Source organism: Streptomyces sp. NPDC001222 (assembly GCF_042896945.1).
In the GTDB taxonomy this organism is placed as follows: Bacteria; Actinomycetota; Actinomycetes; order Streptomycetales; family Streptomycetaceae; genus Streptomyces; species Streptomyces gibsoniae.
On record NZ_JBIAXT010000006.1, the window covers coordinates 149,908 to 171,994 of the forward strand.

The 22,087-nt window shown below is 72.5% G+C and carries 20 protein-coding genes; 12 read left to right on the forward strand and 8 right to left on the reverse strand.

Annotation, left to right across the window (positions count from 1 at the left end; translation table 11 throughout):
• Positions 1–183: 183 nt before the first annotated feature.
• Together ACFY2Z_RS11315 and ACFY2Z_RS11320 are read left to right on the forward strand one after the other, a co-directional pair.
• The gene (locus ACFY2Z_RS11315) at positions 184–1,032 is read left to right on the forward strand and encodes a ScbA/BarX family gamma-butyrolactone biosynthesis protein (protein ID WP_390743921.1); all 849 of its coding nucleotides are present in this window, start codon (positions 184–186) and stop codon (positions 1,030–1,032) included.
• Between the two features lie 270 nt (positions 1,033–1,302).
• Positions 1,303–2,079 (forward strand): HAD family hydrolase, encoded by a 777-nt coding sequence (locus tag ACFY2Z_RS11320; RefSeq protein WP_390743922.1) that lies wholly within the window; start codon positions 1,303–1,305, stop codon positions 2,077–2,079.
• A gap of 64 nt (positions 2,080–2,143) precedes the next feature.
• Here the strand turns inward: ACFY2Z_RS11320 and ACFY2Z_RS11325 are convergent, their stop codons facing one another.
• From ACFY2Z_RS11325 to ACFY2Z_RS11340, 4 genes are all read right to left on the reverse strand, one after another.
• Positions 2,144–2,908 (reverse strand): metallophosphoesterase, encoded by a 765-nt coding sequence (locus ACFY2Z_RS11325; protein ID WP_390743923.1) that lies wholly within the window; start codon positions 2,906–2,908, stop codon positions 2,144–2,146.
• Positions 2,905–3,195: a BON domain-containing protein gene (locus tag ACFY2Z_RS11330; protein ID WP_390743924.1), complete on the reverse strand. Its 291-nt coding sequence runs from the start codon at positions 3,193–3,195 to the stop codon at positions 2,905–2,907. The genes ACFY2Z_RS11325 and ACFY2Z_RS11330 overlap by 4 nt, the downstream gene beginning before the upstream one ends.
• The gene (locus tag ACFY2Z_RS11335; RefSeq protein ID WP_390743925.1) at positions 3,192–3,884 is read right to left on the reverse strand and encodes a nucleotidyltransferase family protein; all 693 of its coding nucleotides are present in this window, start codon (positions 3,882–3,884) and stop codon (positions 3,192–3,194) included. The genes ACFY2Z_RS11330 and ACFY2Z_RS11335 overlap by 4 nt, the downstream gene beginning before the upstream one ends.
• A gap of 345 nt (positions 3,885–4,229) precedes the next feature.
• Positions 4,230–4,610 carry a hypothetical protein gene (locus ACFY2Z_RS11340; RefSeq protein ID WP_390743926.1) on the reverse strand — a complete coding sequence of 127 codons (381 nt, stop codon included), beginning with the start codon at positions 4,608–4,610 and terminating at the stop codon, positions 4,230–4,232.
• A gap of 302 nt (positions 4,611–4,912) precedes the next feature.
• On the opposite strand from ACFY2Z_RS11340, the gene ACFY2Z_RS11345 reads away from it, so the two are divergent.
• A complete protein-coding gene (locus tag ACFY2Z_RS11345; RefSeq protein ID WP_390743927.1) occupies positions 4,913–7,360 on the forward strand; it encodes a SpoIIE family protein phosphatase in 2,448 nt (815 codons plus the stop codon).
• A 17-nt stretch (positions 7,361–7,377) separates the two neighbouring features.
• Here ACFY2Z_RS11345 and ACFY2Z_RS11350 read toward each other — a convergent pair whose 3' ends face one another.
• On the reverse strand, positions 7,378–10,296 hold the full coding sequence (locus ACFY2Z_RS11350; protein ID WP_390743928.1) for a SpoIIE family protein phosphatase: 2,919 nt from the start codon (positions 10,294–10,296) through the stop codon (positions 7,378–7,380).
• 104 nt (positions 10,297–10,400) lie between these two features.
• On the reverse strand, positions 10,401–11,144 hold the full coding sequence (locus ACFY2Z_RS11355) for an SOS response-associated peptidase (protein ID WP_390743929.1): 744 nt from the start codon (positions 11,142–11,144) through the stop codon (positions 10,401–10,403).
• Between the two features lie 203 nt (positions 11,145–11,347).
• On the opposite strand from ACFY2Z_RS11355, the gene ppk2 reads away from it, so the two are divergent.
• The 4 genes from ppk2 (at position 11,348) to ACFY2Z_RS11375 (ending at position 15,682) form a co-directional block, all read left to right on the forward strand.
• A complete protein-coding gene (gene ppk2 / locus ACFY2Z_RS11360) occupies positions 11,348–12,151 on the forward strand; it encodes a polyphosphate kinase 2 (RefSeq protein ID WP_390743930.1) in 804 nt (267 codons plus the stop codon).
• A gap of 58 nt (positions 12,152–12,209) precedes the next feature.
• Positions 12,210–13,109 (forward strand): DMT family transporter, encoded by a 900-nt coding sequence (locus ACFY2Z_RS11365; protein ID WP_390743931.1) that lies wholly within the window; start codon positions 12,210–12,212, stop codon positions 13,107–13,109.
• A gap of 249 nt (positions 13,110–13,358) precedes the next feature.
• Positions 13,359–14,324, forward strand: a complete 966-nt coding sequence (locus tag ACFY2Z_RS11370; RefSeq protein WP_390743932.1) for a glycosyltransferase — start codon at positions 13,359–13,361, stop codon at positions 14,322–14,324.
• The gene (locus tag ACFY2Z_RS11375; RefSeq protein WP_390743933.1) at positions 14,321–15,682 is read left to right on the forward strand and encodes a glycosyltransferase; all 1,362 of its coding nucleotides are present in this window, start codon (positions 14,321–14,323) and stop codon (positions 15,680–15,682) included. The genes ACFY2Z_RS11370 and ACFY2Z_RS11375 overlap by 4 nt, the downstream gene beginning before the upstream one ends.
• Here the strand turns inward: ACFY2Z_RS11375 and ACFY2Z_RS11380 are convergent.
• Together ACFY2Z_RS11380 and ACFY2Z_RS11385 are read right to left on the reverse strand one after the other, a co-directional pair.
• Entirely contained in the window at positions 15,628–15,789 is a 162-nt protein-coding gene (locus ACFY2Z_RS11380) for a hypothetical protein (protein ID WP_311695150.1), read from the reverse strand. The two genes, ACFY2Z_RS11375 and ACFY2Z_RS11380, sit on opposite strands and share 55 nt — an antisense overlap.
• 21 nt (positions 15,790–15,810) lie before the next feature.
• Complete coding sequence (locus ACFY2Z_RS11385) at positions 15,811–16,338, reverse strand: hypothetical protein (RefSeq protein WP_390743934.1); 528 nt, start codon at positions 16,336–16,338, stop codon at positions 15,811–15,813.
• 268 nt (positions 16,339–16,606) lie between these two features.
• Between ACFY2Z_RS11385 and ACFY2Z_RS11390 the strand changes: the two genes are divergently transcribed.
• The 5 genes from ACFY2Z_RS11390 (at position 16,607) to ACFY2Z_RS11410 (ending at position 21,961) form a co-directional block, all read left to right on the forward strand.
• A complete protein-coding gene (locus ACFY2Z_RS11390; RefSeq protein ID WP_390743935.1) occupies positions 16,607–18,016 on the forward strand; it encodes a cytochrome ubiquinol oxidase subunit I in 1,410 nt (469 codons plus the stop codon).
• A gap of 66 nt (positions 18,017–18,082) precedes the next feature.
• Complete coding sequence (locus tag ACFY2Z_RS11395; RefSeq protein ID WP_390743936.1) at positions 18,083–19,105, forward strand: cytochrome d ubiquinol oxidase subunit II; 1,023 nt, start codon at positions 18,083–18,085, stop codon at positions 19,103–19,105.
• 164 nt (positions 19,106–19,269) lie between these two features.
• Positions 19,270–19,833, forward strand: coding sequence for a hemerythrin domain-containing protein (locus ACFY2Z_RS11400; protein ID WP_390743937.1), 564 nt, complete (start codon positions 19,270–19,272; stop codon positions 19,831–19,833).
• 415 nt (positions 19,834–20,248) lie between these two features.
• Positions 20,249–21,109, forward strand: a complete 861-nt coding sequence (locus tag ACFY2Z_RS11405; protein WP_390743938.1) for a fructosamine kinase family protein — start codon at positions 20,249–20,251, stop codon at positions 21,107–21,109.
• A 57-nt stretch (positions 21,110–21,166) separates the two neighbouring features.
• On the forward strand, positions 21,167–21,961 hold the full coding sequence (locus tag ACFY2Z_RS11410) for an N-formylglutamate amidohydrolase (RefSeq protein WP_390743939.1): 795 nt from the start codon (positions 21,167–21,169) through the stop codon (positions 21,959–21,961).
• Positions 21,962–22,087: the final 126 nt, after the last annotated feature.

Sequence of the window (22,087 nt, forward strand, 5' to 3'; positions counted from 1 at the left end):
GCGAGAGGAATGTAGCCCTCCTGTCGCCCGGACACGAGGCCGCGCATGCGGAACCCATAATTGTCTTATTAGCTGTATTACATGGACTCTCGGCAGCCGATACGGGGCGCGCAGAACTCGCTCGGCGAATGCACCCGGGGCGCCTCCGGGGCCTGTTGCCCCGCGCTGAGTTGGTCCAGGACCGTGGCACGCGAAAGCGTGCACCGGGTCTCGGTGGCCGAGGTCCTGCTCACGGATGTCCGCCGCTGTGGACCGCTCAGCTTCTGCGCGGCAGCCGCCTGGACGCGCTCGCATCCCACGTTCCCCCGCGGGCGCGACGACCGCCACAGCCCGTGGATGATCGTGGAGACACTGCGCCAACTCGGCATCTACCTTCCGCTGCGCCACTTCGACGTGCCGCCCACGGCCCGCTTTCTGATCCACGACGTGGCCTACGACCTCGACCCGGCGACCGAGCCACGGGCGCCCCACGGCGCCAGCGAGATCACCTGCCTGGCATCCGTCAGCGACGTACACACCGACCGGAGCGGGACCAGGATGACGGGCCTGCGGATGCGGGTCTCGTTCCTCGCCGGGGACCGGGCCTTCGCGCACGCGGCGGGCGGGGCGCGGTTCCTCGACGCCGGGCGGTACGCGGCCCTGAGGTCCGGCGCCGCCCCGGCCGAGCGCGGGGACCGGCGACCTCGGCCCGAACCGGCCCTGCTGGGGCTCGAGTCGGCGTCGGACGTCGTCGTCGCCCTGGAGGGCGGCGAGGTCCTGCTGGATCCCGCCGACCCCCGTCACCCGTTCCTCTTCGACCACGGCACGGACCATGTGCCCGGGATGGCCCTGCTGGAGGCGGCACGGCAGACCGTCGCCCTGCGCAGCGGCGGACGTCTGGTACGGCCGGTCTCCTGCCTTATGACCGCGCTGCGGTTCACGGAACACCGGCCGCCCGCCGTCATTCACTGTTCCGAGTACGGCCGTTCGGTCCTTTTCCATTGCCGTCAGGGCGGCGTGCAGACCGTCACGGGAATGCTGCGCTATCGCTGAGATGTCACCCACACGTGGGTATTGCGTCGGCAATTCTCCCCAACGTGTCAATCAGAGCGTAGCGTTCATTATGTTTCTGGTTCCGGATGCGCCCGGGACCACGGCGGTGCGCGGTGTGCGACCACCGCACGAGTGAACGGGCCACCGTCGCACCGCGTTTCACTCTTCTCCGCAGTGAATCGACCCCCACAGGCGCACCGGAACCCCCCACCGGCGGATCGTGCCGCCCCTTCGGCAGTTCCGTCCTGCACCAGAACGGCAAGCACGCACATGACCACCCATCGCATCCTCGACTGGACACCCCAGGCCGTCGTCTTCGACTGCGACGGCACCCTGGTGGACTCCGAACGCCACTGGCAACAGGCCCGCGACATCGTTCTCCGCGAGAACGGCGCCGCCCCCGACCCGGAGTTCACGGACAGCAGCAAGGGCCTGCACTACACCGAGTGCGGCGCCCTCATGGCCCGCCTCATCGGCAAACCGGACAGCAGCGAGGAGATGGCCGGGCAACTCCTGGCCGCCTTCCGCGCACTGGTGGCGCGGTGCCCCATGGCCATGCACGGAGCACCGGGCCTGGTGACAGGTCTGGGCCGGTTCACTCCCCTGGCCGTCGCCAGCAACTGTCCCGCCGACGTCGTGGAGTTCAGCCTCCAGTCCGTGGGCCTGAGACAGCACTTCCGGCATATCGTCGTGCCGGAGCCCGGAGTCGCGCCGAAGCCGTCTCCCGACACCTATGCCGAGGCCGTACGGCGCCTGGGCGTGGCGTGCGGCGACGCCCTGGCGGTCGAGGACTCGCTCAACGGCCTGAAGGCGGCCGTCGGTGCGGGACTGCGGGTGATCGGGGTGGGCCGGAATCCCGGCCCCGAGGCCCTGGACCTGGCGGATCTGTGGGTGGACACCCTGGCGGACCCGGAGCTGGTGGCCTGGGTGGAGAGCCGGTCCACGCCCCGCGGGGAGGAGACCGGCACGCTGCGGCCCGCCCCGCCGCGGCCGAGGGTTCCCCACCAGGGCGGCCGGCCCCAGTCCGAGACCAGGACCGCTCACTGACGTCGCCGGGCGCACCACGGGCTCTCCGGGCGACGTACGCCCCCTCACCGGCCGACGGGCCGTGTCAGTCCGGTGCCGCGCCGGGCACGCCGGCGGTCAGCGGCTCGTGCGCATGCAGGTGGTAGACACGAAAGGCCCGCCCGATGACCGGCTGGGCCACGTTCCGCACCTTGACGCCACCGCTCGTCATGCCGTGTTCCGTACCAGCATGGGCATGCCCGTGCACCGCGAGGTCCGCGCCGGCCGTGTCGATCGCCTCGGCCAGCAGATAGCTGCCCAGGAAGGGGTAGATCTCCGGCGGCTCCCCGGCCAGCGTCTCCGGCACGGGGGAATAGTGGGTGAGGGCGATGCGTACATCACAGCCCTGCTCGTCCAGTTCCTCCAGCGCCGTCCGCAGGGCGTCGGCGCACCGCCGTGAGCACCGTACGAACTCCTTCATCAGCGGCTCACCGAACTCGCCGGCGCTACGACCGACGAATCCGCCGCCGAATCCCTTGGTCCCGGCCACGCCGACCCGGGTGCCGCCGACGCTCAGGACGGTTCCGCTCCCTTCGAGGACCCGGGCGCCCGAGTCCTCCAGGACGGCCGCGACCTCGTCCGGCCGCTCGTCGTGGTGATCGTGGTTGCCCAGCACCGCCACGACCGGCACCGGCAGATCCCTGACCTCCCCCGCCACCGCCCGGGCCTCCTCCAGGGTGCCGTGGCGGGTCAGGTCACCGGCCAGCAACAGCACGTCGGCGCACTCGGGGAGGGACTCGAAGGCGGGGCGGAGCGCGCCCCGGGTATCCGGCCCCATATGAATGTCCCCGACCGCCGCCACCCGGATCATGCGAGCTCCTCCGCCTGGCCGGGCGCGGAGGTCTCCGCCACCACGATGTCGCTGTGGACCGGGACTCCCGCCAGTTCCTCCCGCACCATGCCCAGGATCTCCTCACGGGACTGTGCGGAGGCGACGGTGCCGGTCAGCTGCACCGCCTCACCGCGGACCTCGACCCGTACGCCCAGCTCACCGGGGTGACCGGCGGCGAGACGTTCGAGAAGGTGGGCGACGCGGTACTCCGTGTTCCCGGCAGCCGGAGCACCGGACCGCGCCCGCCCTGCGTCGTGGTTGCTCATGGCGCCTCCTTCGGCGGGGCGATGACGTTCAGGCGTTCGAGGAGAAAGAAGAAGGCGGCAGGCATGGGATCCTCGCCACAGTGCCGCCGCACCTGATCCCAGTCGACCTTCTCGCGCAGCGCGCGGGCGACGGGAAGGACCGCGCCGAAGTCGCAGTGGTGCTCGGAGAAGGCCGCGACGAGGCTCCACAGCAGATCCGTGGGCGACAGCACGGGCATCCGCACCGAAGCGACGGGGAGTTCCTGTGCCCGCCCGAGCATGTCCGTGGAGACGGGGCGGTGTGCCAGTTCGAAGATGACGTCGATGTCCTGGTCGAAGCACTTGGCCTTCATCAGCCAATCCTCCGGCGGTCGGTACACCGTGAGTCCCGCGTCTTGCAGCGTGGCCGCGACCGCCTCGGCGTCCTCGGGTCGCACGCAGAAGTCCGCGTCGTGCTGAAGATGCTCGCTTCCCCCGTGGGCGTAGACCGCGACGCTCCCGGCCAGGGCGAACATGTGCCCCTCCCGTTTCAGGAGGGCGCCCACGCGTTTGGTCGCCTCCAGGATCGCCTGACTGTGATCGGGGGGCAGGCCCTGCTCGAGCGGCTCGGCGTGACGCCCCGGTCGCTGCTCCGCCGGTGTCGCCGCCAGGCGGAGTTCGGACGTCCCGGAGGGCCGGGCCGGCGTCACGTCGTCCCCGTTCTGCGTCATGACCACTCCATGTGCCGCACCGGGCAGCTCCCTGACCTGTGCTGTCCGGTTCCGGACGACTTCGGTGCTCACCTGAGTACCCGATGCGCCCTCTTCGACACAGCACATCCCGACCGGGGCGCACAGCGACGGCCGGCGCGCGACGGATGACGTGGGGTGGGAGCCGCTACGTGGGCTCGATCCGGTGGAGAAGCTGGTCCCGACGGCCGGCAGGCCGGTCGCGGTCCACAGTCGGGCCCTGGAGAACGCCGCGACGGCGGCGGGGCGGCGACGAGGAGTGAGGCCGAGTGGCCGCCGCGGTGGGGGACGGAGTGGGGCCGAAGGCCCCCGGCAGTCACCCGGAGGTCAGTGACGGGTGGCGTGCCCGGAGAACTGGTTCACCTGGTCCATGATCCAGGTGTCGGACGCCACCGACCGGTGCGCGACCGAGTGGCCGAACATCGCCACCTGGTCCGCGATCCAGGCGTCGGACTTCACAGTGCGGTGCGCCGCGGTGGGGGCGAACATGGCCAGCTGGTCAGCGATCCAGGGGTTCATACGGCCGTTCACCGTGGTGTGCTCGGCGGCTCCGGCGTGGCCGCCCTGGACGACGGCGACCTGGGTGGTGACGTGCCCGGCCGGATGGGGGGCGGCCGCCGCGGCGGGGCCTCCGGCAGCGAAGACGGCGCCGCCGACGAACGCGGCGGAAACCGCCGCAGTGGCCATACGCCGCACGAGCTTGTTCATGGTCATTCCTCCTTGCACCCCCGGTGTTTCACGGTTGCGAACACCGTGGCCATCGCCGTTGTTCCGGCACCGCTCACGCTACGCCGCGGCATGTAGTTGAACAATGAACTACATGGGTGAGCCGCGTCACGCACCGGCCTCACCGGGCGCCGGCCCGGGCCTCACCGGGCGTCGATCATGCGCCGCCGAGCGAGCGGCGCGAGCGCCTGTCAATCTGAGAGACGTACCGGTCGTCCGGCACGCGTCGGGCGACGCGCGTCACGGGCGGACAGCACGGACCACCGGGCGAGTGGAGGGTTGCGATGACCACTCCAGACAAGGTGCCGGGCAGCGCTGACGTACCGGCGACAGCGCCGGCGAGAATCCTCCTGGACACCGACGGTGTGATCACCGAGTGGAGCGAGGAGGCCCAAGCCCTGCTGGGCTACGGCCCCGAGGAGATGGTCGGCCGCCCGTTGTGGCCGCTCCTCGTCCCTCCCGACCCGGCCGCCGAACCGGACACGCCGGCCGAGGACGAACGTCCGGTGCGCCTGCGCGACCGGTCCGGCCGCACGGTCGACACCGAGTGGCGGATGTGCCCGCGCCTCACCGCCGAGGGGGCGGTGACCTGGGCGGTCCTTCTCTCCCGAGCGGAGGGGACACACGGCGGCGAGTTCGACCGGGCCGTGCTCGACGCGCTGATGACCGAGTCACCGATCGGACTGCACCTGCTCGACACCGACTTGAGGGTGGTGCGGTTCAACACCGCGTCACCCGGCATGCGCGGCGTACGCGCCGAGGACGTCATCGGACAGCCCGGCACCGCCATCGCGCCCAGCGTGGTGACCGACACCGTCGAGGACGCCCTGAGGCGGGTGCTGCACACCGGCCGGCCGTTCATCGACCTCACGCAGCCGGGATACCCGCCCGCCGACCACGCCCACGAGCACATGTACTCCCTGTCGGCCTTCCGGCTGCGCGACCGCACCGGAAAGGCCCTCGGGGTGGCCACCCTGGTCCTCGACGTCACGGAACGCCACAAGTACCGAGGACGCCTCGAACTGCTCCACGACGCCAGCATGCGCATCGGAACCACCCTGGACATCAGCCGTACCGCGGACGAGCTGGTCGAGGTCGCGGTCGGCCGGGTGGCCGACGCCGTCTCCGTGGACGTGCTCGACTGCGTCTGCCGGGGGGAGGCGCCCGGACCGGGCCCGATCGCAGGGGAGATAACGTTCCGGCGCGTGGCGTTCCGGTCGACCGAGGCGGCCGCCCTCCAGCCCGCCTACGCGGTCGGCGAGACGGCCACGTACGCCTTTCCGACACCCCTCACCCAGACCCTGACCGATCTGCATCCCCGGCTGATACCGCGGATCGACGAGGACGGCGAGTGGCTCGCACACGATCCGGTCAGGAGGGACCGCATCCGCGCCGGCCGGGTGCGTTCGCTGATCGTGGTACCGCTCGCCGCGCGCGGGGTCGTGCTGGGCGTGGTGACCCTCTACCGGTCCGTGACACGCGATCCCTTCGACCGGGACGACCTGACCGTCGCCGCCGAACTCGCCGCGCAGACGGCCCTGTGCGTGGACAACGCCCGCCGCTACCTGCGCGAGCGCAACACGGCGCTCACCCTCCAGAACAGCCTGCTCCCCCGGCAACTGCCCACCCAGAGCGCCGTCGACGTGGCGTTCAGCTATCTGCCGGGTCACGCCGGCGGAACCTGGTACGACGTCATCCCGCTCTCCGGTGCGCGGGTGGCGCTGCTGGTCGGGGCCGTGGCGGGCGAGGGCCTGCGCGCCGTCGCCACCATGGGCCGGCTGCGCGCCGCGAGCCACAGCCTGGCGGCCCTGGACCTGGCGCCCGACGAAGTACTGGCCCATCTGGACGATCTGATGCTCCGTCTGGGCGAGGAGGCCCGGCCGGAGGCCGCCAACGATCCCGTGGAGACGCAGTCGGCCACCGCCCGCTGCACCTGTGTGATCTACGACCCCGCGAACCACCGGGCCGAGGTGGCCTGCGCCGGACATCCGCCCCCGGTCCTCGTCCATCCCGACGGACATGTGCAACCGATCGACGCGCCCTCCGGGCCTCCGCTCGGCAACGGCAGCGCTCCGTTTGCCGCTTGGGAGACGCAACTGCCCGAGGGAACTCTGATCGCGCTCTACAGCGAGGGTCTCGTCGGCAGTCCGGCGGCCGACGGGATCGCGCGGTTGCAGAGCATCCTCGGCCAGCCGCACGCGAGCGTGCAGGAGGCATGTGACGCGGTGATCTACTCCGAGTTGTCCGGCCGGCAACCCCAGGACGTCGTGCTGCTCCTCGCGCGCACCCGCGTCCTGAGCGAGGACCGCGTGGCGTCCTGGACCTTCCCCAGCGATCCCGCGATCGTGGCGACCGCCCGCACCCTGGTCGACCGCCAGCTCGCCTCCTGGGGGCTGGGCGACCTGTCCTTCACGACCGAACTGGTCATCAGTGAGCTGGTCACCAACGCCATCCGGTACGCGCGGGGCACCATCCAGGTCCGGCTGATCCGGGACCGCACGCTGATCTGCGAGGTCACCGACGGCAGCAGCGCCGCCCCGCACCTGCGGCACTCGCGCGCCACGGACGAGGGCGGCCGCGGACTCCTGCTCGTCGCCCAGCTCGCACATCGCTGGGGCACCCGCCGCAACGACCGGGGCAAGACCATCTGGGCCGAACAGACGCTGGATCCCGAATCACAGACGCTGGACCCCGAATCGGACGACGGGCCGCCCACCGCCTCGGCCCCCTGACCCCGAGTGCGGTGCGCCTACGCCTCGTCGCCGGAGCCGTGCCCCCGGTCCTCGGCCCCGCCCTGCGTCTCGTCCCCGGGGCCCTGCGCCGCGCCCTTGTCGCCGTGCGGCGCGCCCCCGGAGCCTTGCGCCTCGCCCGTGTCGCCGTCTGCCCCGTCCCCGGAGCCCCGCGCCTCCGGCATGTCCTCGTCACCGAAGTCCTCGTCGCCGAACGCCAGGAAGGCCTCGGCGGCCAGTGTGCCGTGCCCGTGGTCGGACGGGAGCGCCTGCTCGGCCCAGATCACCTTGCCCTGCGGCATGTACCGGGTGCCCCAGCGCTCGGTCAGCTGCGAGACCAGGAACAGGCCCCGGCCTCCCTCGTCGGTCGTCGCGGCGTAGCGCAGATGCGGTGAGGTGCTGCTGCCGTCGGCCACCTCGCAGATCAGCGTGCGGTCATGGATCAGTCGTACATGGATCGGCTCGGAGCCGTGGCGGATCGCATTCGTGATCAGCTCGCTGAGGACCAGCTCCATGATGAAGGCGAGCTCGGACAGGCCCCACTCGTCGAGCTTCTCGGACACGGCCCCGCGCATCCGCGCGACGGCCGCCGGGTCGACCGGCACGTCCCAGTCGGCGATCCGGTCGGGCGACAGCGGCCGGGTGCGGGCGATGAGCAGTGCCACGTCGTCCTTGGGCCGGTCGGGCAGCAGCTCGTCCAGGACGGCCTGGCAGCTCTCCTCCGGCGGCCGGTCGGGGTGGCCGGCCAGAGCGTCGCGCAGCAGTTCCATGCCCACGTCCAGGTCGCGGGTGCGGTCCTCGATGAGGCCGTCGGTGTAGAGAACGAGCTGAGTGCCGTCCGCCACGTCCAGCTCGGCCGTCTGGAACGGCATGCCGCCGAGGCCGAGCGGCGGCCCGGCCGGCAGATCGGCGAAGGTGACGCTGCCGTCCGGGTGGACCAGCGCGGGCGCCAGATGACCCGCGCGCGCCATGGCGCAGCGGCGCGCCACGGGATCGTAGATCGCATACAGGCAGGTGGCGCCCACCACGCCCGCGGCGCTGTCGGTGCCCGCCTCGTCCTGGTCGATGCGTCCGACCAGATCGTCCAGATGGCTGAGCAGTTCATCGGGCGGCAGGTCCAGGGTGGAGAAGTTGTGCACCGCGGTGCGCAGCCGGCCCATCGTGGCGGCGGCGTGCAGGCCATGGCCGACCACGTCCCCCACGGCCAGTGCCACCCGGCTCCCCGACAGGGGGATCACGTCGAACCAGTCGCCGGACACCCCCGACTGGGCGGGAAGGTAGCGGTAACCGACGTCGAGGGCCGTCTGCTCGGGCAGGGCCCGCGGCAGCAGGCTGCGCTGCAGCGTGACCGCGAGGGCGTGCTCGCGGGTGTACCGGCGGGCGTTGTCGATGCTGACCGCGGCACGGGCCACCAGCTCCTCCGCCAGCGACAGCTCCTCGTCGTCGAACGCGTCGTGCTGCTTGGAGCGCCAGAAGTTGGCCATGCCGAGCACGACGCCCCGGGCCGCGATCGGGGCGGCGATGAGCGAGTGGATGCCGTAGTCCAGGATGTCCTTGGTCCGCCGGGGGTCCTGGGCGTGCCAGCCCTTGGCGGTGGACAGATCCGTCACCAGCACCGAGCGGCCCGTGCCGTACCCCCGCGCCTGGGGCGTGGAGGGCAGGAAGTCGATCAGTCGGCCCTTCTCGTACAGCGGATGGTCGTCGCGTACGCCGGCCACGGCGACACGCCGCATGTCCGTCGCCGTGCCGGCCGGCTCCTCGCCGTGCAGTACGGCGTCGGCGAGATCCACGGTGACGAAGTCGGCGAAACGGGGGACGGCGACCCGGGCCAGCTCGTCGGCGGTGCGGACGACGTCGAGGGTGGTGCCGACGCTCAAACCGGCGTCGTACAGCAGTTTCAGCCGCTCGCGTGCGACCTGCGCCCTGCCGGACAGGGCCTGAAGCTCGGTCGTGTCGCGCAGCGTGACCACGGTCCCCTTGGGGCCTCCGCCACGGTCCGTGGGCCGCTGGTTGACCGCCAGCAGCCGTTCCCCGGCGAAGTGGACCTCGTCGGTGGCCTCCCGGCCGGAGGAGAGCAGCGCCACCGTCTCCGGGTCGAGGCCAGACAGCCCGGACAGCTCCGACACATGGTGTCCCTCGACGTCCGGGGGCAGCTCCAGCAGCCTGCGGGCCTCGTCGTTCGCCAGCAGGAGCCGCCCGTCGTCGCCGATGATGAGGACCCCTTCGCGTACGGAGTGCAGCACCGCGTCGTGGTGCTCGTACATCCGGGTCATCTCGTCCGGGGCGAGGCTGTGGGTCTGTCGTTGCAGCCGTCTGCCCATCAGCGCCGTCCCGCCGGTGGCCAGCGCGAGCGCTCCCGCACCGGCGCCGAAGATGATCGGCAGCTGGCGGTCCACCTCGCTGACCACGTTCTTCACCTTGAGGCCCGCGGAGACCAGGGCCACCACCTTTCCGGCGGGATTCTCCACGGGGACGATGGCCTGGACCTCGTGCCCGAGCGGGCCGTGCACGCTCTCGGTGTAGACCTTGCCCGCCAGCGAGGGCCCGATCGTGCCCACGAACCGCTTTCCGATCTTGCTCGGCAGGGGGTGGGTGTAGCGGATGCCCTGGGTGTTCATGACCACGATGAAATCGACGCCGGAGGCCTTGCGCGCGACCTCGGTCAGCGGCTGGAGCACTTTGGACGGATCGGGTGTCTGCAGCGCCGCCAGCAGGCCCGGGGAGTGGGCGAAGGTCTGGGCCACGGCCACGGAACGGCGCTTGGCCTCGGCGCTGGTGTCCCGCTCCGACTGCAGCACAAGGGCGAACACGGCGCAGGCCACGAGCAGCACGACGAGCGCCACCTGCAGCACGAAGACCTGCCCGGCGACGCTTCGCGGGCTCTTGCCCATCAGTGACCGCGGCGACACGCGTCGAAACCGGGCGAAACGGTCCGCCATGGACCCTTTGTAGCACTGGTGATCCCGGGTGGCCATGGCCGCGACGGCCGGGGAGGGCCCCTCCGACGCGGGGGTCCTCCGGGCGGGTCCCGGCCCACGGGCGGTCAGGGCGCGGCCTCCTCCAGGAGGCGGGGGCCGTCGTTGTGCACGTCGTTGACGGCCGTGGAGACCGGGCGCGCGTCGAGGTGGCCGTCCGCGGGCCGGGTGAGCAGGGCGCGCAGTCCGTCGGGGTCCTGACGGCGGGGGTCGAGCCAGGCGTCGTAGTGGTCCGGGGCGATGGCGAGCGGCATACGGGGGTGGATCCGGCCGGCCGCGTCGGTGGCCTCCGTGGTGATGATGGTGCAGGTCGTCAGCCATGCCGCGGGATCGTCGTCATGCTCCACGGCCGGGTCGCGCCAGTAGGCGTAGAGCCCGGCGAGCGCCATGACCCGACCGTCCTCGGGGTGGACGAAGTACGGCTGTTTGCGGGGTCTGCCGGTGTCCGGGGCGCGCGTCTCCTGCCACTCGTAGAAGCCGTCGGCCGGGAGCAGGCAGCGGTGCTTGGCGAAGGCACGGCGGAAGGCGGGCTTCTCGTGCACGGTCTCCATCCGTGCGTTGATCATCCGCGCGCCGATCCTCACGTCCTTCGCCCAGGACGGCACCAGTCCCCAGCGCAGCGGCCGCAGCTGCCGCCGTACCGGCGCCGCCTCGTCCGCGGTGCGCGGGGCACGCTCCAGGACGACCCAGACGTCGTCGGTCGGGGCGACGTTCCAGCTCGGTGCCACGGCCTCCGCGGGGCCCCAGTCCGTGACGTGGAAGAGCCGCACCAGGTCCTCGGGGCCGCGGCTGGAGACATAACGGCCGCACATACCGCCACTGTCCCACGGCAGCGCCGGGCCGGCCGGTCGCGGCACACGCCGCCCGTGGCACACGGCGTGTCCACAGGGCCGACGTCGGGCGGCGGAGATCGTGCGGGCCGCCGTGCCGATCAGTACGGTGGCGTCCTGCACGCCCGGCTCCCACGCCGACCGGGCGGGAGGGACGACGCACATCCTCGACCTCGGGAGGCGCCATGGCCGGCAACAGTACGGCGACGCTGCCGCGCAGGACCTACGAACAGGAACTGCTGCGGCTGCAGACGGAGCTGGTGAAACTCCAGGGATGGGTACGGGCCGCCGGCGCCCGGCTGGTCGTGATCTTCGAGGGACGTGACGCGGCGGGCAAGGGCGGCACCATCAAACGGGTCACGGAACACCTCAACCCCCGGGTGGCGCGGATCGCCGCGCTGCCCACGCCGACCGAGCGCGAGCGCACCCAGTGGTACTTCCAGCGCTATGCGGAGCATCTGCCGGCGGCCGGGGAGATCGTGCTGTTCGACCGCAGCTGGTACAACCGGGCCGGTGTCGAGCACGTCATGGGTTTCTGTACGCAGGAGGAACACCGGCTCTTCCTGCGCCAGTGCCCGATATTCGAGCGGATGCTGGTGGAGGACGGGATCCTGCTGCGCAAGTACTGGTTCTCGGTGAGCGACGCGGTCCAGCAGGAGCGCTTCCGCCGCCGTCTGGAGGATCCCGTACGACGCTGGAAGCTCTCGCAGATGGACCTGGAGTCGATCACGCACTGGGAGGCGTACTCGCGGGCCAAGGACGAGATGATGGTGCACACGGACATCTCGGAGGCCCCGTGGTACGTCGTCGAGAGCGACGACAAGCGCCGGGCGCGGCTCAACATGATCGCCCATCTGCTGGCCTCCGTCCCCTACCACGAGGTGCCGCCGCCGGTGCTGAAGCTGCCGGAGCGGCCGCCGTCGACCGGCTACCAGCGCCCGCCGCGCGATCTGCAGACCTACGTGCCCGACCACGCGGCGAGTCTGTGACGGGTCGGACCGCCGCAGCCCGCAGGCCAGGTCCGGCCCGCCGGGGCATGCTGGAGAGGTGATCGTCCTCGCAGCGGTGTTCGCGGTCACCGGGGCGGCCAGCAACGCGATGGGCACCGCCTTCCAGCGCAAGGCGGCGTCCACGGTCTCGCGCGGCGGCGGCCTGCGGCTGGTGATCGCGCTCGCGCACCGGCCCGCCTGGCTGATCGGTGTCGCCGGAGTCGTCGGTGCCGCGCTGTTCCAGGCGCTCGCCCTGGTGAACGGCCCGATCGCCCTGGTGCAGCCCCTGTTCGTGCTGGAACTGCCGTTCGCCCTCATGATCGCCGCCCGCCTCATGCAGCGGCCCCTGCCGAACAGCGGCTGGTGGGCGATCGCCTGCGTGGTGGCCGGTCTCGCGGCGGTCCTCGCCGCCGCCGCCCCTTCCGGCGTCCGGGACCAGGCGTCCATGGTGCGCTGGATCCCGGCCCTTGTGGTCTGTCTGGGCTGTATGGCGGCGGCCGTCGCGCTGGCCCGCCCCGGGCGGCCGCCGCTGTTCCGCGCCGCCGTACTGGCCACGGCCTCGGCCATCGGCAACGCCCTGACCGCCGCGTTGCTCAAGTCCGCGACCGGGACGTTCGCGGCGGCCGGGCTGCCCGCGTTCCTGACCGCCTGGCAGACCTACGGCTTCGCGGTGACCGGTGTCTGCGCCATCCTGCTGCTGGAGAACGCGCTCCAGGCCGGCTGGCTCGCGGCCTCCCAGCCGGCCCTCACCATCGGGGACGCCACGGTGAGTCTGCTGCTCGGCATCACGCTGTTCGACGAGCGGATCCGCACCGGCTGGTGGGTCCTGCCGGAGGCGGTCGGGATCGCGCTCATCGTGTGGGGTGTCGTGCGGCTGAGCCATGTGGTGCAGAGCATCCATGAGGGGGCGCAGGACGCCGGCGACCGGTTGAGCCGTACCCCGCCCGTGACGTCCTGACCGTGCCCCGCGCCCTCGGTTCTGCTTCGCGGCACGGCCGGTCCTCGCTCCGCGCGCATCACCCGGATGCCGTACACCACCGAGCCTCCGGCGCCCCGGCGGCAGACGCTGTTCGGGTACCGGACGGCCTTCCGCACGACCGGCGGTCCCCGTACCGGGTCGTCCGTGTCGTGACGGGTGAGCGGCCCGAGGTGCTCGCCGACCCGCCCCGGACCGGGGCGGGTCCGAGACGGGACGAGGAGCAACGGTATGAACATCCTGCTGTGGCGTGTGCACAGCTCCTGGACGACGGCGTTCGTCCAGGGCCCCCACACCTACCTCGTCCCCGTGACACCGGGCCGCGATCCGAACGCAGCCGGGCGGGCCCGTACGGACGCCTGGCCCGCCTCGGTGCGGCAGGTGACAGCGGAGGAGCTGGCGGCCACGGAGGTGGATCTCGTCCTGTTGCAACGGCCGCACGAGCCGGAGCTGGCCGAGCGGCTGCTCGGCGGCCGCCGCCCCGGCCGTGACCTGCCCGCCGTCTATCTGGAGCACGACGTGCCGGACGGAGACGTCCCCCGCACCCGGCACCCCTTCGCCGACCGGCCGGACCTGACCCTGGTGCACGTCACCCACTTCAACCGGCTGTTGTGGGACTCCGGCCGCACCCGCACCGAGGTGATCGAGCACGGCGTCGTCGACCCGGGCCACCAGTACACCGGCCTGCTGGCCCGCGCGGCCGTCGTCGTCGACGAACCCGTGCGGCACGGCCGTGCCCTGGGCACGGACCTGCTGCCCGCCCTGGCCGAGGCCGTGCCGCTGGACGTCTTCGGCAGGGGCACCGAGGGCCTGGCCACCCACCTCGGCCTGCCCGGGGAGCGGTGCCGGAGCGCCGATCTGCCCCAGGCGGAGCTGCACCGGGCCATGGCGGAGCGCCGGTTCTATCTGCATCCGATGCGGTGGACGTCCCTCGGACTGCCGCTCGTGGAGGCCATGCACCTCGGCATGCCGGTGGTGGGGCTCGCCACCACCGAGGTGGTCGAGGCGGTTCCGCGCGGTGCCGGCACGCTGTCCACCCGCCCCGACGTCCTGGCCCGCACCGCCCGGCACTATCTGCACGAGCCGGAAGCCGCGGCGGTCGACGGCGCCCGCGCCCGGCAGGCGGCCCTCGGCCGGTACGGGCTCAAGCGCTTCCTCGCCGACTGGGAGCGGGTGATGAGGGAGGCCTGCTCATGACGTCGTCCATGGACGCCCTCGGCGCCTTCACCCCGGACGCTCCCGGCTCCCTGGCCGTCGCGCTCGTCTCGGCGCATCCCGGCCCACTCGGCGGCGCCGGTACCGGCGGGTGGCACGCACAGATCGCCGATCTCGCCGGTGCGCTCGCCGGTCGGGGCCACCGGGTGACCCTCTACACCCGCCGCGACGACCCCGCCCTGCCGGACCGGGTGGCCCTGCGCGACGGGGTCGAGTTGCGGCGTGTCCCGGCAGGGCCGCCCGAGCCCCTGTCCATGAACGAACTCCTCCCCCACCTCTGGGAGTTGGGACGCCATCTGGCCGGAGCCTGGCGGGTGCGGCCCCCCGACGTGGTCCACTCGCACGGCTGGCTGTCCGGGTTCGCCTCCTCGCGAGTGGCGCGCGAGCTGGAGCTGCCCCTGCTGCACAGCTACCACTCGCTGGGAACCGTGACGCGACGGCATCCGCAGCCGGCGGGAGCCCGCCATCCGAGGCGCATCGCCCATGAGAGGGAGGTCGGCCGGGGCTGCGACCACATCATCGCCACCTGCCGGGACGAGGTCGTGGAACTGTGCCGCATGGGCATGTCCCGCGGCAGGATCAGCGTGGTGCCGTACGGAGTCGACACGGGGGTGTTCACCCCGCACGGGCCGGCCGCCGCGCCCGGGACCGCGTGCCATCGACTGCTCCAGCTGGGCAGCCTCGGCCCGCACGGGGACTCGGTGGTCCCCATCGCCGCGCTGGCCCTGCTGCCCACCGCCGAACTCGTCGTCGTCGGCGGGCCCCCGGGCGCAGACCGGCTCGACGGCGATCCTGAGGTGTGCCGACTGCGCCGCGCCGCCGCGGACGCCGGCGTCGCCGACCGGGTCCGCTTCCTCGGCGGGGTGCCCGGCCACGAGGTGCCCGCACTGCTGCGGGGCGCCGACGTGGTGGTGTGCCCCGGGGACCACGAACCGTTCGGCATCTCGGCGCTGGAGGCGACGGCCTGCGGCAGACCGGTCGTCGCCACCGCCGTGGGCGGCCATCTGGACACGGTCGCGGACCCGGGCACCGGACGGCTGGTACCCCCTGGTGACCCGGACGCCCTCGCCCGCGCCGTCGGCGAGCTGCTCGCCGACCCCGAGGCCCGGCAGGCGTGCGGCGCGGCGGGCCGGCGCCGCGCTCTGCGCAGGTACGGCTGGGAGCGGGTCGCCGCGGCTACCGAGGAGGCGTACTGCGCCGTCCTGGACGCGCAGTGCGCCGTCCTGAGATGGTCCGCGACGGCGGCCGCCGCCCGTCGGGGCCGGGCACCCGGCAATCCCGTCGGTCAGGTCCGGGTGTCGTCCGCCGTAGCGCCGGTGTCCTCCTCCTCGGTGTCGTAGTCCTCGCCCTCGGCCTGCGAGGGGGTGGTGCGTGGCGGCTGGTCCGGGGCGTCCGTCTCGTCCGGGAACCGCTCGCCTTCCGCCTGCGAGGGTGTGGTCTCGCTCATCCGTGCCTCCTCCGGTCCGTGTCAGGTGGCCGACAACGCCTGCTGTGACTGCCGCAGCCGCAGGTCCTCCAGCACCCGCGACTGCCGCTGCGCCCGTTCGATCAGCTGGTCCAGTCGCTCCGGGTCGAGACGCCTCTCGCTGTCCGCGATCCGGCGCAGCGACCGCCATGCGGCGGCCTTCCCCTCGACGCCGAGGCGCAGCAGCTCCAGTTCGAGCAGCGTGGTGAGCGGGGAGCGGCCGATGAGCCGTCCGTTGCTCTTCAGACGCCCGGCCAGCTCGAGCGCACCTCCCGCCAGGACCTTGTAGCGGCGCGCGGGCACCCCGAGTTTCCTCATCATCGCGAGCAGCGTCGCGCGGTCCTCCGCGATCTCGGCTGCGATCGTCCCGAGCGCCGCCTCGTACGGAGAGCCGCGCAGCGACCGGGCCAGGTGGGCCGCGCGCCGGGTCCCCACGGTCGAGCCCGCCAGATGGTCGTTGAGGTAGATGCCGAGCAGGTCCGACCGGCCGGCGCCGGCCCGGCGCGCGGCAGCACTCCGAACGTGGTTCATCCCGCCTCACCCCTTTCCCCACGCCGTGTCCACGGCAGGCCACGGCGCCCGACGAGTACCCGCGCGCCCTGTGCCCCACCCGCCCCCCGGGCCCGCTCGTCGGACGTCCGCTCGTGCCGGTACGCCGGTCCCGGGCTCCCGCGGTGATGCTCCGTTCGCGGGAAAACCGACAGGTCACGCGCGGCGCGCGCGCTTCGGACCACAAGAGCGGCAACCGTGTCAGGGACTGCCGTCGGTCGGTGGCCCGTGGGGAGAGAGGAAGTGTCCGATGGAACCGGTCTTCGTGCTGCCGCGAGCACTCGCCGCGGCCGTCAGGCCGGCCGACCTGAACGCCGCCCGGGCCCAGATGGGCTTCTCCCTCGCCTGGCACATCGTGCTGGCCTGCCTCGGTGTCGGACTGCCCCTGCTGACCCTGCTCGTGGAGTGGTGGGGCTGGCGCACCCGGGACCCCTCGTGCCGGCTGCTGGCACGCCGATGGGCCCGGGGCATGGGGGTGCTCTTCGCGGTCGGCGCGGTCTCCGGCACGATCCTCAGCTTCGAACTGGGACTGCTGTGGCCGGGGCTGATGGGGACCTACGGTCAGGTCATCGGGTTGCCGTTCGCCATGGAAGGCGTCGCCTTCTTCATCGAGGCGATCTTCCTCGGCATCTACCTGTACGCGTGGGACCGGCTGTCGCCCCGTCTCCATCTGCTCACCGGCGTCCCCATCGTCATCGCCGGAGTGGCGTCGGCGTTCTTCGTCGTGTGCGCCAACGCCTGGATGAACCAACCCCGCGGTTTCACCCTCCGCGACGGCAAGGTCGTCCACGTGGACCCCTGGGCGGCCATGTTCAACCCGGCGACACCGCCGCAGACCACGCACATGATCCTCGCGGCCCTGATGGTGGCGTCCTTCCTCACCGCGAGCGTGTACGCGGTCGCGATGCTGCGCGGCCGCCAGGACCGCTACCACCGCCTGGGCTTCACCGTGCCGCTGGCCCTGGGCGCGATCGTCGCCCCGGTCCAGCTGGTCGTCGGGGACTGGGCCGCCCGCTTCGTCGCCCACTACCAGCCGATGAAGCTCGCCGCGATGGAAGGGGTCTACCACACCGGGAGCCATGTCCCGCTGACCCTGGGCGGCATCGCCGGCCGGGGCGGTCTGCAGTACGGGCTGGAGATCCCCAACGGCCTGTCCCTGCTGGTCGGCTTCAGCCCGAGCACGGTGATCAAGGGCCTCGAACAGGTGCCGCCCGGTGACCGGCCCCCCGTCACCGGGGTCCATCTCGCCTTCGACCTCATGGTCGGCTGCGGCATGTTCCTGATCGCGGTCGGTCTCTGGCTGCTCGTGCTCGCGCTGCGCCACCGCCGCCGTCCCGGCCCCTGGCTGGAGGGAACGAGCCGTCCGTTGCGGGTCTTCCTCGCCCTCGGGGCCCTCAGCGGTCTCGCGGCGGTCGTGGCCCTGGAGTGCGGCTGGACCGTGACCGAGGAGGGCCGTCAGCCGTGGGTGGTCGTGGGTCTGATGCGCGTGCACGAGGCGGTGAACGTCGCTCCGGGGCTGCGCATCGGGCTGTGGCTGGTGCTCGCGGTGTACGCGCTCATGACGGTCGCCACGGTGTACGTCCTGCGCCTGCTGACCCGCGAGCGTCCCGTCCCCGTCGCGCCCCAGGAGAGCGACGTCGAGGAGTACCCCATTGTCTGACCGCTCACCCGCCGGGTTCCTGGGCCGTGGTGGATCCTCCCGCACGGCGGACACAGGAGGACGCTGATGCTCGCCAACACGGCACTGGCCGTCATGTGGATCGGTCTGACCTGCTACGCCCTCTTCGGCGGCGCCGACTTCGGCGCGGGCCTGTGGGATCTCCTCGCCGGCGGCAGCGCGCACGGCAGACCGCCGCGCCGGCTCATCGAGCACAGCATCGGCCCGGTCTGGGAGGCCAACCATGTGTGGCTGATCTTCGTCGTGGTCCTGCTGTGGACGGGGTTCTCCCCGGTGTTCGCCGCCGTGATGTCCACGCTGTACATCCCGCTGACCCTGACCGCCCTCGGGATCATCGCGCGCGGCGCCGCGTTCGCCTTCCGCAAGGCCAGCGCGGAGGTGTGGCAGCAGCGGCTGTTCGGAGGCTGCTTCGCGCTCTCCTCGGTCGTCACGCCCTACTTCCTCGGCTCGGTCGCCGGGGCCGTGGCCTCCGGCAGGGTTCCGCCGGGGCTGGCGACGGGCGATGTGATCACCAGCTGGCTCAATCCGACCTCGGCGCTCGGCGGCGTGCTGGCCGTCCTCGCCTGCGCCTATCTGGCGGCGGTCTATCTGAGCGGGGACGCCGCCCGGGCCGGCCAGCCGGACCTCGCGAACTACTTCCGGCACCGGGCCCTGGCCACCGGAGTGGTGACCGGGGTCGTGGCACTGGCCGGCATCGCGATCCTGCACGCGGACGCCCCTCAGCTGTTCCACGGGCTCACCCACCGGGCGCTGCCCCTGGTTCTGGTGTCCGCCGTGCTGGGTGCGGCGAGTCTGGTGCTGCTGTGGCGCGCCGAGCTGACCTTCGTACGGGTCACGGCGGCCGCCGCCGTCGCCGGCATCCTGTGGAGCTGGGGACTCGCCCAGTACCCGGTGATGCTGCCCCCGTCGGTGACAGTCGGCGCCAGCGCGTCCCAGACCTCCGTGCTCGGCACGAGCCTGGCCGCGCTCGCGGTCGGCGCGGTGCTGCTCGTCCCGTCGCTGTGGTGGCTGTACGCCCTGTTCCAGCGCCGTCCGGCGACCGCGCACACGGAGGACCGGCGAGGCTCCTGAGGCGGCGGACGGCCCCGCACGGCCTCGGGCCCCTCGCATAGTCCGTACGGGCGCCTTGCCGGGACGGGCACGTTAGGCGGACGTGGGCCGGGGCACCCGGCGTGCGGAGCGGCCCGGTCGCAGGGCCGCCGTCGTATGCGCATATCGCAGTGGAGGTGCGGAACATGGGACACGGAGGAAACGTCATCGACGAGCTGGTGACGGATCACCGGGAGGTCGAGGAGCTGTTCGGCCGAATCGAGGCGCTGACGCCCGGGGACAAGGACCGCAAGATCTACGCCGACCAGGCCACCATGGAACTCGTGCGCCACTCGGTGGCCGAGGAGGCCTATCTCTACCCGGCCGTACGCGAGCATCTGGCCGACGGGGACACCGTCGCCGACAAGGAGATCGAGGACCACTCCGACGCCGAGCGGATCATGAAGGAGCTGGAGGGTCACGAGGCCGACGATCCGGAATTCGACCGGCTCATCGGGATGCTCATGGCCGAGGTCCGCTCGCACATCGCCGACGAGGAGGAGAACCTCTTCCCCCGGCTGCGGGAAGCCGCCTCCCCGGAGACGCTGGACGAGTTGGGCGACAAGGTACGACGGGCCAAGAAGACGGCTCCGACCCGGCCGCACCCGGCCGCGCCCGACACCCCGCCGGCGAACAAGCTGCTCGCGCCCGGGGCCGGACTCGTCGACCGGATCCGCGACGCGCTCACCGGCCGCGGACAAAAGGACTGACCCCTTCCGCATCGTTCCGCCGGGGCATGGGTACTCATGCCCCGGCGCTTTTGTCGCCGCCGATCCAACCGGAAATCAACCGTCTCAGCGCCTGGGAGGAACCACCCCACCGACCTGCAGAAGGCACTGTCGGGCGCGGATCACCCGTGGGACGCCCAGCAGCTCACGCAGGTTGCACAGAACAACCACGCGCCCAAGGAGATCACCGAGCAAGGCCGTCTTCCAGAACGAGTGACCCTGCGCGCCGCAGACGCGTGACGCGGCGGCCCGGGGACCGATCCCGGCCGCCGCGCGGGCTCGAACCACCCGCCCCGCAGAACTCCCCCGCAACGGAGGCATGATGAGTTCCCGGGCCGCCCCGGGGGATACGCCCGGCAGCCCGGAAGGATCCGGAGCACCCGGAAGGAGACGAGGCGTGCCGACCACGGAGGGAGCCGCCGCGGCCCGCTTCACCGGATCGCCGGTGACCGGTGAACGCCCGGTGTCCGGATCGCTCACCGAGGTCACCCTGGACCGGGGACGGGTCGTGATGGTCAAGCGCGGCGACGACCCCGGCGCACTGCGGGCCGAGGCGGCGGGGCTGCGCTGGCTCGCGGACGCCGGTACGGTCCGTGTCCCCGCCGTGCACGGCCTCGACCGGCACCTGCTGGTGACCGACCGCGTTCCGCCCGGCCGGCCGAGCATCCGCGCGGCGGGCCGCTTCGGCCGCGACCTCGCCGCGCTGCACGGGGCCGGGGCGCCCGCGTTCGGCGCGCCGCCGCCCGACGGCCCCGAGGACGCGGCCATCGGTCTGGCGCCGATGCGCAATGTTCCGGGCACCGACTGGCCGACCTGGTACGCGGAGCACCGGGTACTCCCCTACCTACGCGCCGCCGTCGACTGCGGCACACTGCGGCCCGGCGAGGCGGCGGTGGTCGCAGACGTGTGCGAGCGGCTGCCCCGGCTGGCGGGCCCCGCCGAGCCACCGGCGCGACTGCACGGCGACCTGTGGAACGGCAATGTGCTCTGGGGCGCCGACGGACAGGTCTGGCTGATCGACCCGGCGGCGCACGGCGGTCATCGGGAGACCGACCTGGCGATGCTGCACCTCTTCGGATGCCCTCATCTCGGCGAGATCCTGGACGCTTACCAACAGACGGCACCCCTGGCCGACGGCTGGGCGGACCGCGTCTCGCTGCACCAGTTGTTTCCGCTGCTGGTCCACACGGTCCTGTTCGGCCGCGGCTACGGCGAACAGGCACTCGCGGCGGCACGGGCGGCGCTGAGGGGTGTCTGACCCGGCTCCGGCCCGGCGTGTGTACGGTCGGCTGATCACCGCGCCCGAGGAGCCGCCATGTCCCGTGCCGCCGTACCGTTCGAGTTGCTGCCCGGTGCAGACGACTCACCCGTGATCCTGCATGTGCCGCACTCCGCACGCCGGATACCGCCCGCCGTACGCGCCGGCATCCTGCTCGACGACACGGCCCTCGCCCGGGAACTTGACCACATCACGGACGCGCACACCGCGGAACTCGCCGCTCACGCCGCCGATGCCTGCACGGTCACGCCCTGGCGGTTCGTCAACCGGCTGTCGCGGCTGGTGGTAGACCCGGAACGGTTCCCGGACGAGCGGGAGGAGATGCTGGCCGTGGGCATGGGCGCCGTCTACACGCGGACCACGCACCGTCGGGCCCTGCGTGCGGCCGGGACCGATCCCGAGCCGTTGCTCAGCGACTACTTCCACCCGTACGCCCAGGCGATGACGGCGGCGGTGGCGGACCGGCAGGCGGCCACGGGGCGCGCGGTCGTCCTCGACGTGCACTCCTATCCCACCGCACCCCTCCCCTACGAACTCCACGGCGAGGGCCCCCGGCCGCCCGTCTGTCTGGGCACCGACTCCTTCCACACGCCGCCCGAGCTTCTGGCCCTGGCGCGCGAGGCGTTCGCGAAGTTCGCGGAGACCGGCGTCGACAGTCCGTTCGCGGGCGCGTATGTGCCGCTGGAGTTCTACGGCACGCGGCCCGAGGTGTCCGCCCTGATGCTGGAGATCCGCCGCGACACCTATATGGCGGAGCCGGGAGGGGCCGCGGGAGCGGGACTGCCCCGCCTCGCGTCGGCGCTCGCCGCCCTTGTCGACGCCGTGTCCTGACGCGCTGGGGGAATCCCTGACGGGGCCGGGCGCCCGCACCACCGGAGGCCCCGGGTACTGCCGATCGAGTGGATGCCGCCGCCGACCGCGCGTCGGCGGCGCGGACGAGGACATCCTCCTGCCTAC

Coding starts and splice junctions, on each gene's coding strand:
- ACFY2Z_RS11330 (WP_390743924.1), bottom strand. CDS start 3,195: ATGAGCAACCACGACGCAGGGCGGGCGCGGTCCGGTGCTCCGGCTGCC.
- ACFY2Z_RS11400 (WP_390743937.1), top strand. CDS start 19,270: ATGGGACACGGAGGAAACGTCATCGACGAGCTGGTGACGGATCACCGG.
- ACFY2Z_RS11325 (WP_390743923.1), bottom strand. CDS start 2,908: ATGATCCGGGTGGCGGCGGTCGGGGACATTCATATGGGGCCGGATACC.
- ACFY2Z_RS11350 (WP_390743928.1), bottom strand. CDS start 10,296: ATGGCGGACCGTTTCGCCCGGTTTCGACGCGTGTCGCCGCGGTCACTG.
- ACFY2Z_RS11340 (WP_390743926.1), bottom strand. CDS start 4,610: ATGAACAAGCTCGTGCGGCGTATGGCCACTGCGGCGGTTTCCGCCGCG.
- ACFY2Z_RS11355 (WP_390743929.1), bottom strand. CDS start 11,144: ATGTGCGGCCGTTATGTCTCCAGCCGCGGCCCCGAGGACCTGGTGCGG.
- ACFY2Z_RS11410 (WP_390743939.1), top strand. CDS start 21,167: ATGTCCCGTGCCGCCGTACCGTTCGAGTTGCTGCCCGGTGCAGACGAC.
- ACFY2Z_RS11335 (WP_390743925.1), bottom strand. CDS start 3,884: ATGACGCAGAACGGGGACGACGTGACGCCGGCCCGGCCCTCCGGGACG.
- ACFY2Z_RS11320 (WP_390743922.1), top strand. CDS start 1,303: ATGACCACCCATCGCATCCTCGACTGGACACCCCAGGCCGTCGTCTTC.
- ACFY2Z_RS11390 (WP_390743935.1), top strand. CDS start 16,607: ATGGAACCGGTCTTCGTGCTGCCGCGAGCACTCGCCGCGGCCGTCAGG.
- ACFY2Z_RS11345 (WP_390743927.1), top strand. CDS start 4,913: ATGACCACTCCAGACAAGGTGCCGGGCAGCGCTGACGTACCGGCGACA.
- ACFY2Z_RS11375 (WP_390743933.1), top strand. CDS start 14,321: ATGACGTCGTCCATGGACGCCCTCGGCGCCTTCACCCCGGACGCTCCC.
- ACFY2Z_RS11385 (WP_390743934.1), bottom strand. CDS start 16,338: ATGAACCACGTTCGGAGTGCTGCCGCGCGCCGGGCCGGCGCCGGCCGG.
- ACFY2Z_RS11380 (WP_311695150.1), bottom strand. CDS start 15,789: ATGAGCGAGACCACACCCTCGCAGGCGGAAGGCGAGCGGTTCCCGGAC.
- ACFY2Z_RS11395 (WP_390743936.1), top strand. CDS start 18,083: ATGCTCGCCAACACGGCACTGGCCGTCATGTGGATCGGTCTGACCTGC.
- ppk2 (WP_390743930.1), top strand. CDS start 11,348: ATGGCCGGCAACAGTACGGCGACGCTGCCGCGCAGGACCTACGAACAG.
- ACFY2Z_RS11370 (WP_390743932.1), top strand. CDS start 13,359: ATGAACATCCTGCTGTGGCGTGTGCACAGCTCCTGGACGACGGCGTTC.